The organism is Serratia sp. ASV30 (genome assembly GCF_016428815.1).
GTDB lineage: Bacteria > Pseudomonadota > Gammaproteobacteria > Enterobacterales > Enterobacteriaceae > Chania > Chania fonticola_C.
The window spans coordinates 23,516-38,446 of the sequence record NZ_JAELTL010000026.1; the positions used below are offsets into that span (position 1 = coordinate 23,516).

General features: G+C 55.6%; 15 protein-coding genes and 1 pseudogene. 11 read left to right on the forward strand and 5 right to left on the reverse strand.

The features are described 5' to 3' along the window. Positions 1 to 60: 60 nt before the first annotated feature. Complete coding sequence (locus JHD74_RS13375) at positions 61 to 1,065, reverse strand: AraC family transcriptional regulator (RefSeq protein ID WP_199062867.1); 1,005 nt, start codon at positions 1,063 to 1,065, stop codon at positions 61 to 63. A 143-nt stretch (positions 1,066 to 1,208) separates the two neighbouring features. Between JHD74_RS13375 and JHD74_RS13380 the strand changes: the two genes are divergently transcribed. Continuing rightward, entirely contained in the window at positions 1,209 to 2,237 is a 1,029-nt protein-coding gene (locus JHD74_RS13380; RefSeq protein WP_199062868.1) for a dienelactone hydrolase, read from the forward strand. Here the strand turns inward: JHD74_RS13380 and JHD74_RS13385 are convergent. Continuing rightward, positions 2,197 to 3,093, reverse strand: coding sequence for a LysR family transcriptional regulator (locus tag JHD74_RS13385; RefSeq protein WP_199062869.1), 897 nt, complete (start codon positions 3,091 to 3,093; stop codon positions 2,197 to 2,199). The genes JHD74_RS13380 and JHD74_RS13385 overlap by 41 nt on opposite strands. Positions 3,094 to 3,199: 106 nt before the next feature. On the opposite strand from JHD74_RS13385, the gene JHD74_RS13390 reads away from it, so the two are divergent. The 3 genes and pseudogenes from JHD74_RS13390 (at position 3,200) to JHD74_RS13400 (ending at position 4,094) form a co-directional block, all read left to right on the forward strand. Next, positions 3,200 to 3,412, forward strand: coding sequence for a hypothetical protein (locus JHD74_RS13390; protein ID WP_199062870.1), 213 nt, complete (start codon positions 3,200 to 3,202; stop codon positions 3,410 to 3,412). Further along, positions 3,376 to 3,714 (forward strand): annotated as a pseudogene (locus JHD74_RS13395) (MFS transporter); the annotation flags it as partial. The gene JHD74_RS13390 and the pseudogene JHD74_RS13395, both read left to right, overlap by 37 nt. After that, positions 3,714 to 4,094: a DUF4440 domain-containing protein gene (locus JHD74_RS13400; protein WP_199062871.1), complete on the forward strand. Its 381-nt coding sequence runs from the start codon at positions 3,714 to 3,716 to the stop codon at positions 4,092 to 4,094. The pseudogene JHD74_RS13395 and the gene JHD74_RS13400, both read left to right, overlap by 1 nt. A gap of 192 nt (positions 4,095 to 4,286) precedes the next feature. On the opposite strand, the gene asr is transcribed toward JHD74_RS13400, so the two are convergent. Further along, positions 4,287 to 4,757 carry an acid resistance repetitive basic protein Asr gene (asr, locus tag JHD74_RS13405; RefSeq protein ID WP_024530923.1) on the reverse strand — a complete coding sequence of 157 codons (471 nt, stop codon included), beginning with the start codon at positions 4,755 to 4,757 and terminating at the stop codon, positions 4,287 to 4,289. 261 nt (positions 4,758 to 5,018) lie between these two features. Here asr and JHD74_RS13410 point away from each other — a divergent pair, with 261 nt between their 5' ends. Next, a complete protein-coding gene (locus JHD74_RS13410; protein ID WP_024530922.1) occupies positions 5,019 to 5,327 on the forward strand; it encodes a YqjD family protein in 309 nt (102 codons plus the stop codon). A 65-nt stretch (positions 5,328 to 5,392) separates the two neighbouring features. Here JHD74_RS13410 and JHD74_RS13415 read toward each other — a convergent pair whose 3' ends face one another. Further along, positions 5,393 to 6,835 (reverse strand): PLP-dependent aminotransferase family protein, encoded by a 1,443-nt coding sequence (locus tag JHD74_RS13415; protein WP_199062872.1) that lies wholly within the window; start codon positions 6,833 to 6,835, stop codon positions 5,393 to 5,395. A gap of 302 nt (positions 6,836 to 7,137) precedes the next feature. On the opposite strand from JHD74_RS13415, the gene JHD74_RS13420 reads away from it, so the two are divergent. The 5 genes from JHD74_RS13420 (at position 7,138) to nrdF (ending at position 11,576) form a co-directional block, all read left to right on the forward strand. Beyond that, the gene (locus JHD74_RS13420) at positions 7,138 to 7,569 is read left to right on the forward strand and encodes a carboxymuconolactone decarboxylase family protein (protein WP_074029584.1); all 432 of its coding nucleotides are present in this window, start codon (positions 7,138 to 7,140) and stop codon (positions 7,567 to 7,569) included. 266 nt (positions 7,570 to 7,835) lie between these two features. Continuing rightward, the gene (gene nrdH, locus JHD74_RS13425) at positions 7,836 to 8,072 is read left to right on the forward strand and encodes a glutaredoxin-like protein NrdH (RefSeq protein WP_024484825.1); all 237 of its coding nucleotides are present in this window, start codon (positions 7,836 to 7,838) and stop codon (positions 8,070 to 8,072) included. An 8-nt stretch (positions 8,073 to 8,080) separates the two neighbouring features. After that, positions 8,081 to 8,482, forward strand: coding sequence for a class Ib ribonucleoside-diphosphate reductase assembly flavoprotein NrdI (nrdI, locus tag JHD74_RS13430; RefSeq protein ID WP_024530714.1), 402 nt, complete (start codon positions 8,081 to 8,083; stop codon positions 8,480 to 8,482). Continuing rightward, entirely contained in the window at positions 8,464 to 10,608 is a 2,145-nt protein-coding gene (nrdE, locus tag JHD74_RS13435) for a class 1b ribonucleoside-diphosphate reductase subunit alpha (protein WP_199062873.1), read from the forward strand. The genes nrdI and nrdE overlap by 19 nt, the downstream gene beginning before the upstream one ends. An 8-nt stretch (positions 10,609 to 10,616) precedes the next feature. Further along, positions 10,617 to 11,576, forward strand: coding sequence for a class 1b ribonucleoside-diphosphate reductase subunit beta (nrdF, locus tag JHD74_RS13440; RefSeq protein WP_024530712.1), 960 nt, complete (start codon positions 10,617 to 10,619; stop codon positions 11,574 to 11,576). Between the two features lie 65 nt (positions 11,577 to 11,641). On the opposite strand, the gene JHD74_RS13445 is transcribed toward nrdF, so the two are convergent. Further along, positions 11,642 to 12,994 (reverse strand): 2-hydroxycarboxylate transporter family protein, encoded by a 1,353-nt coding sequence (locus JHD74_RS13445; RefSeq protein ID WP_024530711.1) that lies wholly within the window; start codon positions 12,992 to 12,994, stop codon positions 11,642 to 11,644. A gap of 341 nt (positions 12,995 to 13,335) precedes the next feature. Between JHD74_RS13445 and JHD74_RS13450 the strand changes: the two genes are divergently transcribed. Further along, on the forward strand, positions 13,336 to 14,928 hold the full coding sequence (locus JHD74_RS13450; RefSeq protein WP_065686675.1) for a sensor histidine kinase: 1,593 nt from the start codon (positions 13,336 to 13,338) through the stop codon (positions 14,926 to 14,928). Positions 14,929 to 14,931 lie beyond the last annotated feature (3 nt).

Genomic DNA, 14,931 nt, shown 5'->3' on the forward strand with positions numbered 1-14,931 from the left:
AATCAGGAGATGAAACAATTAATTTATCCGTACTCATTCTGGTTTAGGAATAATCTGCAGCTATAGACCGCCCGCCTGTTGCCTACGCCATTCGCTGGGGCTCATCCCCTGAACCCGCAGAAACTCACGGTTAAAGTTGGATTTGGTGCTGAAACCGGCCTCAAGCATAATCTCGGTCACCGGGCGATCGCTGCCACTCAACCACTGGGCCGCTTGCTGAATGCGTAACTGATTCACATATTGGGATACGTTCATCCCCGCTTGCTGGTTAATCGCCTGGGAGACCTTACGTGCCGGTATGCCCACCTTGCGCGCTAACCGGGCCAGGTTCAGCGCCGGTTCCAGATAGAGATCGTCCTGACGTAGCCGTTGGTTGATCAGCTCAAAGCAGTGCTCGTCATCCTCTGTCAGCGCCTCGGCTTTCACTGGTGGCAAGGGCTGCTCTTCGGGTTCCGGCTGTTGACGCTCACGGCCAAGCACCAAACCTACCCCCAGGACCATCATCACATTGCCAAAGGCCGCCAGTGCACCAGCATGCCTACCGGCTAACAGCGAATAATCCAGGGTGATCGCCAACTCGATCAGGCCGCAGACGACCAGCAGGCCACCTAATCCGCACCATAAGCGATAGCTCAGCCAACTGTCCGCCAGTGCCACCTGCTGCAAAACATTCTCGCCGCGCCGCAGGTACAGCAAAATAGCCGCGCCGTAACCGAAATAGCCAATAACGATCAGCCCATCCAGCGCCGCCAAGGCTCGCCACTGTACCAATAACACCAGCAGCGGGAACGTCAGATGCCCAACGACGCGCCAGCCCATCGGCCCACGGGCTTGCAACATCAGTACCAGATAACACAATGGCGGGATCAGGGCGGCCCCCAGCGGTTGCAAAATAGCAACCCAAGGTTGCTGATAGCCAAAACGGATCCCCACCAGCAGGCTTTGCCAGGCGCAGATCAACAGCAACAGCTGTAGCAACCAACGGTGTGGCCGTGGCCAACCAAGGCGCACGATCAACGCCAGGCACAACAGGCTGAAGAGAAAAGACAGCGGGATAAGCGGCATGTTACCTCTGTGGTTATTCGGGAACGCCCCAGTGTAGAGAGCATAATAAGCTAAAACAATCGCTTAACGACCTGGATCGCGATCGAGGTCGCGTCAGGAAAACGCGAATGCGATGGTTCGGTTTTCCCCTTGAAGGAGTCATCATGAAAAAGTTATGGATTTTGTGCCTACTGTTTAGCTGTGTCGCCACCGCCGCCCCCTGGCAGGTTGGCAGCCGCTTGCAAACGTTTTATAACGGCGATCGCCCATTGGTCACCCGTATCTATTACCCCACAAACGTTCAAGGTCAGCCACAACAGGTCGGCGGCAGGCCAGTGTTTGCAGGTATTCCTGCTCTGCCAGACGCCCCGCCAGCAACCGGGCATTTTCCACTGATGATCATCAGCCACGGCAGCGGTGGCAATAATAGCAGCCAAGCCTGGCTGGCGAAGGCGTTGGTGGAACAAGGAATGATCGTGGTTGCAGCCAATCATCCGGGCAGTACCAGCGGTGATTCCATCCCGGCAAAATCGCTCGAACTGTGGCAACAAACGCGCGATATCTCGGCGCTGATCGGCGCCATGCTGAAGGATGGTACATGGCAACCGCGGATCAACACACAGGCCATTGGCGTGGCGGGGCATTCCAAAGGTGGCTATAGCGCCATCTCTGCGATTGGTGGCCGAGTCGCGCTAAAGGATTTTATTGCCGGTTGCCAACAGCAGCCACGCTCGCCTAACTGCCTGTTTTATGCTGGCGTAAACAAGAACAGTATCTCTGCCACCCAGTTTGACGCTAATTACACCGATGCCCGGATCCGCTTCGCCATCGCCCTGGACCCAGGCTTGGTGCCCTATCTGCAACCGGCCAGCCTGCGCCAAATCAGCGCGCCGCTGCTGGTCATCGCCGCACAACACTTTATGCCGGGCAACGATCCGGAAAGCCTGGGAGCTGAGTCGCTGGCTGCCAACAGCGGGCAGCAGCCGATCAAGGCCATTGTCTTACCGGGCAGCAATCACTTTGATTTCTTACAGCTTTGTACTCCAGCCGCCCCGGAAATATTAGCTGAAGAAGGAGAAGCCTTTATCTGTGGCTCTTCGCCCGCCGAGCGTGAACGCGCCCACCAGCAAACCATCACTGCCGTGCTGGCTTTTATTCAGCCGTGGCTATCCTCGCCCGCAGGAAATCAATAAACCCCCGCACCTTCTCCGGCACATGGCGCGTGTTGGGATAAAGCGCATAAATGCTCTGTACCGGGAACTGGTGATCTGGCAGCAGGTGGCACAATTGCCCGTTAGCAATAACGGGCCGTACCAACCATTCTGGCAGCAGGGCCACACCCGCCCCCTGTAACACGAAAGTCAGCAACGCAGTGGCGCTATCGGCCATCAGCCTGGCGTCATCTTCTACCCTGAACAACACCGCCTGACGTTCAGGGGTGAGCACTTGCCAACTCAATGGTGAAGGGAGGCGGCTATGGGCCAGCCAGGCAGCCTGAGCCAGTTGAGGCAGTGACGCGATCGGCCGCTGTACCAGATAGGCCGGTGCCGCCACCGGTAAGATAGCGAAATTATCGATCAGCGCTGCATGATGATTGGAGTCCGCCAGTTGGCCCAGGCGGATAGCCACGTCAAACCGCTCGGAAATCAGATCCGCATGGTAAGAAGAAGAAACGTGCTGAATGCGTAAGCGCGGGTGCAACTGCGCGAAGGCGGCCAAGGCAGGAACCACCACTTGCGCACCATATTCCGGCGTGCTGGTGATGCGCAGAATGCCACTCAAGCCATGGTGATCGCGGCGTACATCGTCGAGCAGGTATTCCGCATCCTGTAATAGCCGTTGGCAACGTGGATAAAAACGCTCACCAGCACCGGTGAGTGACAGCCGCCGCGTACTGCGCACCAGCAATGAAACGCCTAGCTCGCTTTCCAACTGTTTGATGTTAAAACTGACCACCGCCTTGGTTTGCCCCAATGCCTCCGCCGCAGCGGTAAAACTGCCGGTATCGACCACTGCCGCAAACATCGCTAACCTGGCTAAATTGAGCATCTTTCACTCACCCACTGTCAAAATATTTTTGACAGTGTAATCGCCTAGCGCCAATTTATCAGCCCTTTCCCACCCGCTACACTGCACGCCTTCAACCGGAGGCTTCATGGCTTATCGCACTAAAGTGGCAATCGTCTATCTGCTCGGATTCTTTGTCGATCTGATCAACATGTTTATCGCCAACGTCGCCTACCCAGCGATCGGCCACGCTTTGCAGGCCAGCATCAGCCAATTGGCCTGGATCAGCAATGGTTACCTGCTTGGTCTGACGCTGGTGATCCCGGGCAGCATAGCTGGCAAATTTTCGCGTTTGCCTTGATGGGGCTGGGTGGCAGCCTGTGTAGCAGCACGGCACAAAGCTGCGCCTTTCTCACCATTGCCGACACCCAGTTGGCCGATGCCAGCGCCCTATGGAATATCAACCGCCAGTTGAGCTTTTGCTTTGGTGTTACCCTGCTCAGCCTGTTGCTCAATCTGTTGCTCGGCCATATGGAACCGCTCATGGCCTATCGTTACTGTTTTTATCTCGCCGCAGCCAGTACGCTGTTCCCGATGCTGCTGTGCCTGCGTATTACCAACCGCGCCATCGTGCGCCATCTCAACGCTGAACAGGGATCCTGATGAATCGTTATTTTACCGAAGTGATTGACGCCCATGTGGCTATCGCCGACTGGCTGGGAAAAGGGGCTGGGGAACGGCAACCGCTCTTGGCGCGGTTTCACGCAGATTTTTCCATGATTGCCCTAAACGGCAACAAGCTGGGATCCAACGAACTGGAAGGATTTTTCCAGACGCATCGGGCTGCAAAGCCGGGGCTGGAGATTGCGATCGAAGACATGAAGATGGTCGCAGAATGGGCAACGGGGGCCGTAGTCAACTATCGCGAGAAGCAAACGCTGCCAGGCCAACTTGCGACCCTGCGTTATTCTACCGTGGTCTTTACCCAGACCGCCGACGGGCTACGCTGGCTGCACCTGCACGAAACGCCTATCGGGCAATAATTACAGGAAGCTGCTGGCCAGGAACAATTCCCAGGCCACCACCAGACCACATAGCGTGACGGCACTGAAGATCACTTCAAACAGGTAGCGGTTCATCATGATGACCTCACCTCAAAAGAAGACACCCGGAAAACCGGGTGTCAGAGTATTCAGCAGAGGATGCGGAACCTTTGACGGCTCCGCTATCTTCACTTATTTAGCAGCTGGAGCAGCGGCTTTCTTGCTTGATTTGTGGTGTTTTTTAGCAGCCTGGGCTTTCTGAGCTGGTTTAGCTGCGGCTTTGTGGTGCTTTTTAGCAGCCTGAGCTTTCTGAGCTACTGGCGCTTTGGTAGCAGCAGCTTTGTGGTGTTTTTTAGCGGCCTGAGCTTTTTGAGCTGGTTTGGTGGCGGCTTTGTGATGCTTTTTGGCAGCCTGAGCTTTCTGAGCTACTGGCGCTTTTTTGCTGTGCTTTTTAGCGGCCTGAGCTTTCTGCTCTGGTGCTTTTTTGGTGGCTTTCTTGTGTTCTTTCTTGTGGTGAGTCGCTTTAGCTGGAGCTTTCTCAGCCGCAGGAGCCGCAGTAGTAGGAGCCGCAGTTGGTGCCGGTGCAGCCGCAGTATCAGCAGCGAAAGCAACAGAAGACAGGCCCATGGTGGCAGCAACGATCAGCGCTAATACTTTTTTCATCTTTAAATCCTCAGAGAGTGTTTATCGGTAAGCCCGGTTGGGCCGTTGAAGAGATAATAATGGAATCAATGTCAGGCTTCCGTGAGTGATTGGTTTCGCTGAGTAACCAAATGTACAGAGCTTGTAGCCCGGCCCTCAGGCTGGGGTGATGCTCAAAAAAAGCCTCGTTATTCGCGGGGATAGCCATTAATTTTCGTGATCGCCAGCACATTTCCCAAAATGGTCTACACTTAAATGACATGTGTCGTAACGGAGAGTCGAATGTTTAACAAGACAGATAAAGTAGAACGAGACATCGATCAGGACGTGAACCTGCTGGCCGATACGCTGGACGAAGTATTACGCGACTCCAGCAGCAAGACCAAAGAAGAACTGCATGAACTGCACAGCAAGGCAAAAGGGATATTACGCGATGCCCGTGCACGCTTCAGCGGTTCCAGCAGCCTGACACAACATGCTCGCGACGCAGTTGGCAATGCCGATAGCTATGTACGAGACAAACCTTGGCAGGGCGTAGGCATCGGTGCTGCTGTTGGCATCGTGCTCGGCGTCTTGCTTGCTCGGCGTTAACCCATGTAGCTGGTTTTAACCATAAAACAGATGTGCGTCTGGCCCACGGTTTTCCGTGGGCCGCTTTATTTTCCGCTCTCGATAATCGCCGCCAGCCGCTCCACCGCGCGCTCTGCTTCGCTATAGCTGGTGAAGTTACCAAAGCCCATCAATAAGCCATTATCGGCAGGCGAGGACATCTGCCAATCCGACAATGCCTGTATCGATAAGCCCTGTTGCCAAGCTCTCTTCGCCAGCTCACTGTCATTGAGCCCTGCTTGCAAATGAGCCAGCATCTGGATCCCCCCGGCCTGCGGGACCACCGTCAAATAGGCTGCAAGCCGCTGTGTCAGGGCCTGCACCAACCATGCGCGCCGCTGGCGATACAGCAACCGCATGCGCTTTAGATGGCGGTAAAAATGCCCGCCGTTGATAAAATCGGCCACTCCGGCTTGCAGTAATGGTGGGCAACCGCAGCCTCGCAGCTGGCTACAGCGCTCAAAAGCCGCCGTCTGCTCATCCGGCACCACCAGATAGGCAATACGTAACGCCGGAAACAGGGTTTTGCTGAAGGTCCCGGCGTAGAGTACCCGCCCCTGACGATCGAGGCTTTTTAACGGCGGCAAGGGTTTGCCGTAGTAGCGACACTCGCTGTCGTAATCGTCTTCGATAATCCAGGCCGAGTGACGGGTTGCCCAATCCAGCAGCGCCATACGCCTGGCCAGGCTGAGGGTAACACCCAGCGGGCTTTGGTGAGTCGGCGTCAGCACCGCCATGCGGGCGTCTGGCCGGGTGGCAATACCGGCGTCAATATTCATCCCTTCCTCATCAACCGGCACTGGAACAATTTGCATTCCGGCGGCACTAAACAGCGGCTGGGTAACCGGATAACCTGGGTCCTCCAGCCAGACCGCCTCTCCCAGTTTCAACAGCGCGTTGATCACCAGCTCTATCAAAGCCTGATAACCCGCGCAGATAAATACCTGTTCCGGCCGACAGACGATGCCACGAGAAAGGTGCAGGTAATGGACAATTGCCTCGCGCAGTTCCGGCAGACCATTAGGGGGTGGGTGTGCCAATGAAGCCATAGTGGTGCCACGCAGCTGCCGGGCAACGATGCGCTGCCATACCGCCCGTGGGAAGGCATCCAGCGCGGGCAGGCCAAGCTGAAAGGGTTGAGTCGGCCCAGCGGGATGAGACTGAAATGCGGAAGGTGCCGGAGTCGCCAAGGTGGGTACCGCTGACAGCTCGGTGCGCTCAGGCATTTTCAGCAACTGGGAGGAAACATAGGTTCCCGCCTGGCCCCGGCTTTGCAGAAAACCTTCAGCCACCAGCGCAGCGTAAGCATTCTCAACCGTCGCACGCGCTACCCCCAGATCGCTAGCCAAGCCGCGCACCGAAGGTAAACGGCTGTTGGCCACCAGGGTTCCCTGCACGATAGCGTCTTTAATCCGCAGATAGATCTGCCGGTACAGGGGCTCAGCCTGCTGGTGATCCAGCCGTAGGGCAGCAAAAATATGACGTGTCATGGCTTAATCCCCCTCACCCGAACCCTCTCCCACAAGGAGAGGGGACATACCGTGCCACAAATGACCACCGGCGCCCAACGGCGACTCCGGACTGGCTCCCTCTCCCCCACACAAGTGTTCGTGACGAACCTCGAACCGTACATTGGGAGAGGGCTGAGGTGAGGGGAAATGGGCCGTCTAAATTGATAAGCACTACGTGTTATGGCCTGGTTAAATAATCATTTTATGGCTCTATAGCATAGACCATATCGCGGCTAAAGTAGCGCCGTACATTGGTTACGTCATTAATCCGAGGTTTGAACATGATCAAGCAACGTTTGCAGTACGCCGAACTGTCACCGGCCCCTTATAAAGCCATGGTGAGCGCATTGGGGGGGTTAGAGAAAGGCCCGCTGGATAAAGCGATCATTGAGCTGATGTTTATGCGCGTTTCGCAGATCAACGGCTGCGCTTTCTGCCTGGATATGCACGGCAAAGCGCTGCGTGCAGGGGGAGCGAGCCACGCCAAGCTGGATACGCTGGCGGGCTGGCGCGTCAGCCATGAATTCAGCGAGGCAGAACGTGCCGCGTTGGAATGGGCCGAAGCGGTCACCCTGATTGCGGCAACCGGCGCACCGGACAACGCCTTTGACGCCCTGAAAGCCCATTTCAGCGATGCCGAAATCAGCGATCTGACCTTTGCCATCAGCATTATGAACGCCTTTAACCGCCTGGCAGTCAGCATGCGGCAGTAACTTTGCGGGCCGGGGCAACCCGGCCTGCTCGATCCTTATCGCAAAAAATATTTCCCCACCGCTTTTCCAGCCTCGGCGCGGCCTGCGCACCAAAAACCGAAAAACACCACATATAGTGATGTTGATAATATAAATATCAACATATAGTATTCATTCATCAACGCAGGGGGAAACGCTTGGGTTGGTGACGCCGTCAGAAACGCCCTATCATGCTCAACTTTCTGACTTATCCGCCTTTCCTTCAATATAAAAGGTAAATGCGAATCATGAGTATTATTATTTACACTAAACCAGATTGTGTCCAGTGCAATGCCACCTACCGTGCCCTGGATAGACAAGGGATCGACTATCGCGTGGTCGATCTGACCCAGGATCAACAAGCGCTGAACCATGTTAAATCACTGGGCTATCAGCAGGTGCCGGTGATTATCGCCGGTGACGATCACTGGTCTGGTTTCCGCCCGGACAAGATTGGCGCGTTAGCCAACGCCCTAACCTCCTGAGGTGTGCCATGGATCCGCTGGTCTACTTCTCCAGCAGTTCGGAGAACACCCACAGATTCGTTGAGAAGCTGGCACTGCCCGCAATACGCATCCCGATCGCTGGCAGTAAAAAAGTGCTGATGGATCACCCTTATATCCTGATTGTGCCCAGTTACGGCGGCGGCAGCAGCGTCGGTGCCGTACCGATCCAGGTGATCCGTTTTCTCAATGATCCGCAGAATCGCGCTTACCTGCGCGGTGTGATTGCCGCAGGTAACACCAATTTCGGCGCCGCGTATGGCATCGCCGGTGACATCATCGCCAAAAAATGCCAGGTACCGGTGCTTTATCGTTTTGAGCTACTCGGCACCACACAAGACGTCGCTATCGTTCAACAGGGAGTCACCGCATTTTGGCAACGACAGAACTGACCAGGCCCGCCAGCGCCACGCTGGATTACCATTCGCTCAACGCGATGCTCAACCTTTACGACGCCGAAGGGCGCATCCAGTTCGATAAGGATCGGCTGGCCGCCAGGCAATACTTTTTGCAGCACGTGAACCAAAACACCGTGTTCTTCCACAACCTGGCGGAGAAATTGCGCTATCTGGTGGATGAGGGATATTACGAAGCGGCGGTGCTGGAGCAGTATGAGTTTGCCTTTATCAAGCAGTTGTTCCAACAGGCCTATGCCAGGAAATTCCGCTTCGAGACCTTCCTCGGCGCCTTCAAGTATTACACCAGCTACACGCTGAAAACCTTCGATGGCCAGCGCTATCTGGAACGCTATGAAGACCGGGTGTGCATGGTGGCGCTGCGGCTGGCGGCGGGTGATACCACTCTGGCGCAGGATCTGGTGGAGGAAATCATCTCCGGGCGCTTCCAACCCGCGACGCCCACCTTCCTCAACTGCGGCAAGCAGCAGCGCGGCGAGCTGGTTTCCTGCTTCCTGCTGCGTATTGAAGACAATATGGAGTCGATTGGCCGCGCGGTGAATTCGGCACTGCAACTCTCCAAACGCGGCGGCGGTGTAGCCTTTCTGCTGAGCAATATCCGCGAGGTTGGCGCCCCGATCAAGCGCATTGAGAACCAGTCTTCCGGGGTGATCCCGATAATGAAAATGCTGGAAGATGCCTTTTCTTACGCCAATCAACTGGGGGCACGCCAAGGCGCTGGGGCGGTGTATCTGCACGCCCATCACCCAGACATTCTGCGCTTCCTGGATACCAAGCGGGAAAATGCCGACGAAAAAATCCGCATCAAAACCCTGTCGCTGGGGGTGGTGATCCCGGATATCACCTTCGAATTGGCAAAAAATAACGAAGAGATGTACCTGTTCTCTCCCTACGATGTGCAACAGGTGTATGGAGTGCCGCTGTCAGAGATTAGCGTCAGCGAAAAATACCGTGAGATGGTGGATGACAAGCGCATTCGCAAATCCCGCATCAACGCCCGTGAGTTTTTCCAGCTGCTGGCGGAGATCCAATTCGAATCCGGTTATCCGTACATGATGTTTGAAGATACGGTCAACCGCAGCAATCCGATCGCCGGGCGCATCAATATGAGCAACCTGTGCTCGGAGATCCTGCAGGTCAACAGCGCCAGCCGTTACCATCAGGATCTGAGCTATGCCGAGATCGGCAAAGATATCTCCTGCAACCTTGGCTCGCTGAACATTGCCAAAGTCATGGATGCCCCCGATTTCGGCAAGGCGGTGGAATCCGCGATCTACGGGCTGACGGCGGTAGCGGATATGAGCGATATCGGCTCGGTGCCGTCTATCGCCGCCGGGAATCAGGCCTCCCATGCCATCGGCCTCGGCCAGATGAACCTGCACGGCTATCTGGCGCGCGAGCGCATCTTTTACGGTTCGGACGAGGGGATCGATTTCACCAATATCTACTTCTACACCGTGACCTACCACGCCCTGCTCGCTTCCAACCGGCTGGCAATAGCGCGCGGCAGCAGTTTTGCCGGTTTCGAGGACTCAACCTACGCCAGTGGGGAGTATTTCAGCAAATACATCGAGCAGGAGTGGCAGCCAAAAACCGCACGGGTGCGCGAACTGTTTGCCAACGCCACTATCACCATACCTGGGCGTGAGGAATGGTTGGCATTGCGCGCTGCGGTGATGATGCATGGGCTGTATAACCAGAACCTGCAGGCGGTGCCGCCTACCGGTTCCATCTCCTACATCAATAACTCGACCTCCAGCATCCATCCGATCGTTTCACGCATCGAGATCCGCAAGGAGGGCAAGATTGGTCGGGTCTATTACCCTGCCCCTTACATGACCAACGACAACCTGGAGTATTACCAGGACGCCTACGAAATTGGCCCGGAAAAGATTATCGATACCTACGCCGCCGCCACGCAGCATGTGGATCAGGGGCTATCGCTGACGTTGTTCTTCCGCGATACCGCCACCACCCGGGATATTAACCGCGCGCAAATCTACGCCTGGCGTAAAGGCATCAAAACCATTTATTACATCCGCCTGCGCCAGATGGCGTTGGAAGGGACCGAGGTGCAGGGCTGCGTGTCCTGCGCGCTGTGAGGAAGATTATGACGATGCAACGAGTGCAGGCCATCAACTGGAACAAGATTGATGACGACAAGGATCTGGAGGTGTGGAACCGCCTGACCAGCAACTTCTGGCTGCCGGAAAAGGTGCCGCTGTCGAACGATATTCCGTCTTGGGCCACGCTGACCGCCAAGGAACAGCAGCTCACCATCCGCGTATTTACCGGGCTGACGCTGCTGGATACCATCCAGAATACCGTTGGCGCTCCGGCGCTGATCGCCGATTCCATCACCCCGCACGAAGAGGCGGTGTATTCCAACATCAGCTTTATGGAGGCGGTACACGCCCGTTCCTACAGTTCGATATTCTCTACCCTGTGCCAAACCCGGGATGTTGACGAGGCCTACCGCTGGAGCGAGGAAAACGCCACGCTACAGAAAAAAGCCAGCATCATTCTGGCGCACTATCGCAGCGACGATCCGCTGTTGAAAAAGGTCGCCAGCGTGTTTCTGGAGTCGTTCCTGTTCTATTCCGGCTTTTATCTGCCCATGTACTGGTCGAGCCGGGCCAAGCTGACCAACACCGCCGATCTGATCCGCCTGATCATTCGCGACGAGGCGGTGCATGGCTACTATATCGGCTACAAGTTCCAGAAAGGCCTGGAGCAGGCCAGCCCGGCCCGCCGCCAGCAGGTGAAGAACTTTGCCTTCGATTTGTTGCAGGATCTGTACGACAACGAGGTGCGTTATACCGAAGAGCTCTACGACGGGGTGGGCTGGACGGAAGAGGTGAAGACCTTCCTGCACTATAACGCTAACAAGGCGCTGATGAATCTGGGCTACGAAGCGCTGTTCCCACCGGCAATGGCACAAGTGGATCCCGCGATCCTGTCTGCGCTGTCCCCCAACGCCGATGAGAACCACGATTTCTTCTCCGGCTCCGGCTCTTCCTACGTAATGGGCAAAGCGGTGAATACCGAGGATGAGGACTGGGCGTTCTAAATGCCTGATGCCATCTAGCGTAAAAAAGCCCCGCATCCTCGCGGGGCAAATCGGCAACACACTACTCAATAGAAATGCGATAACACCAGCAGCGCCAGCGAAACGTTAATCGCCCCGCCGATACGCGTTGCGATCTGGGCGAAGGGCATCAGCGACATCCGGTTGCCCGCCGTCAGGATCGCCACGTCACCGGTTCCGCCTTGCCCGCTCTGGCAACAGGAAACAATGGCCACGTCGATCGGATGCATACCGATCTTCTTGCCAACCAGGAAACCGGTGGCCACCAGCGTGCTTACCGTCGCCACGATCACAATCAGGTTCTGCACGGTGAAGGCATCTACCAGCTCTTGCCACGGCGTGATCGCTACGCCCACGGCAAACAGGATCGGATAGGTCACGGCGGTGCGGAAGAATTTATACACCACCTGCGATCCTTGCTGAATGCGTGGCGAAACGCCGTGTGCCAGCTTCACCGCCACTGCGGCAAACAGCATTCCCACCGGGGCCGGCAAGCCGATCAGCCGGTGTAACAGCATGCCGACCATATACAGTAGGATGGCCAGCAGCGCGCCACAGGCGATAGTGGCGACATCCACGTTACCGCTCAGTTTCTCCGTTGCCGCGACCTCGCTATCGCCCTGCTTGCTCGGCATCAGGCTGCCTTCGCCGGTAAGGTGTGGATAGCGTTTCCCCAATTGGTTCAGCAGGCCAGCAATCACGATCGCCGTCAGGCTACCCAACATCACGATCGGCAGGATACGCCCCAAGGCCACGCCCTGCTCCATATGCAAAATGGCGGCATAGCCCATCGACAATGGGATCGCCCCTTCCCCCACGCCCCCGGCCATGATCGGCAGGATCAGGAAGAAGAAGATCTGGAACGGATCGAGGCCCAACGCCATACCCACCGCCATCCCGACCAGCATGCCGGCCACTTCACCGCACAACATCGGCACAAAGATACGCAGGAAACCCTGGATCAGCACCTGGCGGTTCATGCTCATAATGCTGCCGACGATAATGCAGCAGATGTAGAGATAAAGAATATTGGTCGACTTGTAGAATTTGGTCGTGGACTCAACCACCACGTCCGGCAGCAAACCATAGTGCACCAGCGCGGAGGGAATAAAGGTGGCACAGATGGCGGCAGCCCCCATTTTCCCCACCAGCGGCAGGCGCTTGCCAAACTCACCGCAGGCAAAGCCGAAGAATGCCAGTGTCGCCACCATCACCACGATATCGCTAGGTAATTTACCTGCCAGGCAGTCGAGCAGGATCAGCACTCCGGCCAGCACGAAGAATGGCAGCGGTATAATCCCTATTTTGTAATTATCCAGAATATGCCACCACTTTTCACGCAGCGGAATATCGGCAGTTTTATCTTTGGCAACGAGGTAGGAATCATCGGTTGTGCTCATAATCTGGCCTCTTATTGTTTGTTCGGCCATCATAGAGAAACGCTTGGAGTCACCGCTGTGATTTTGTTCAAAATAAAAAAGGATTTTTAATGGGGGTTATGGTTTCTATGGTGTTAATGCCCTTTATGTAAAATAGACCGTGGAGTTAATGGCGTTAATAATAGGCTTATTTTAAGTTTTACTGATTTTATCGCACGTTCGGTGTCCGCTACGCCGCTGTGTAATATTCCTCTACAATAAAGCCGTGCCGATGCTCACAACTTGATCTTGGGCAATATTACTTCAAGGGCGACTCATGATAGGGTAGTCACCCAAACAGACACCAGGATCCGCGGCAAACCATGCACATCAAACTCTCTTTTCATATCAAGCTGTTCCTGTGCCTGGTCGCCTTTTCCTGCGTGTTGCTGACGCTGATCGGGGTTTACACTTACTACAAACTGGATGCGCAGTTGCACCGGGATCTGGGTGCCCGTGCCCAAGTGCAGGCACGTGAGATTGCGCTGATCCCCTCCCTGATCACCGCCGTTGAAAATAACGACACGCAATATATCGCCGCACTGATGAAAAAAATCCGTGCCAGCAGCGATGCCAGCTATATTGTCATCGGCGATAGCCACACCATGCACCTTTACCATTCCGAACATGCCGACCGTTTGGGAACCCCTATGGTCGGGGGCGATAATAAAGAAGTGCTGGAAGGCAAAAGCATTATCTCGATCCGCAACGGGGGGATCGGTATTTCATTACGCAGCAAGGCACCGATTGTGGATGACAATAACCAGGTGATCGGTATTGTTTCCGTCGGTTATCTTAAATCCCATATCGACAGTTTAAATGCCCATACGCTGACCCAGATCGTGGCCTCGATCGTCTTGCTATTGATGGCGCTGTTTATCTTTTCCTGGCTATTATCGAAGAACCTGAAACGCCAGATGTTTTCATTAGAGCCAAAAGAGATCGCGCTGCTGGTGCGCCAGCAAAAAGCCCTGCTGGAAGCCATCTATGAAGGGGTGATCGCCATAGATCCGCAACTGCGCATCATCACGATTAACCATGCCGCGCGTGAGCTGCTGGATCTGCGCCAACCGGCCAATAATCTGCTGGGCCAGCACATCGGGGAGATCATCCAGTCACAGCCCGATTTCTTTGCCGCAGCGCAGCTGGGGCACGACACCCATGATGAGGTGTGCCGTTTCAACCATGTGCGAGTGATTGCCAGCCGGGTGCGGATCATGCAGGAAGAGGAGCTACAGGGGTGGGTGATCAGCTTTCGCGGCAAGAACGACATCAACACCCTCAGCAGCCAGCTTAGCCAGGTAAAACGCTATGCCGATAACCTGCGCATCATGCGCCACGAGCAGCTGAACTGGACGGCCACGCTCGCTGGCTTGCTGCATATGCAACGTTATGACGAGGCCATCCGCTATGTGGAAGCCCAGTCGGAAGGCGCACAGGAGATCCTCGACTTTATTTCCCAGCGCTTCAGCTCCGCCGCGTTGTGTGGCCTGCTGTTGGGCAAATACTCCAGCGCTCGGGAAAAAGGCATCGAGCTCCGTTTCGATCCCGCTTGCCAACTGCGCCAAATCCCCGCCGCGCTGAATGAAACCGAGCTGATGTCGATTATTGGCAACCTGCTGGATAACGCGTTCGATGCTACGCTGCATTGCGCGGCACCGCACGAAGCGGTAGAACTCTATATCAATGACAGCAGCAACGAGCTGGTGATCGAAGTTGCCGATCGCGGCACCGGGATTGCACCGCAGGTTCGTGATACGCTGTTTGAACAAGGCGTGACAACCAAAGATAAGGGCGACCACGGTATTGGCCTGCACCTGGTGGCCAGCCACGTCGCTCAGGCGCATGGCAGCATCGAAGTGTCGGACAACGATCCGCACGGCGCCATTTTCTCGCTGTTTATCCCCAAAGCTTAAGCA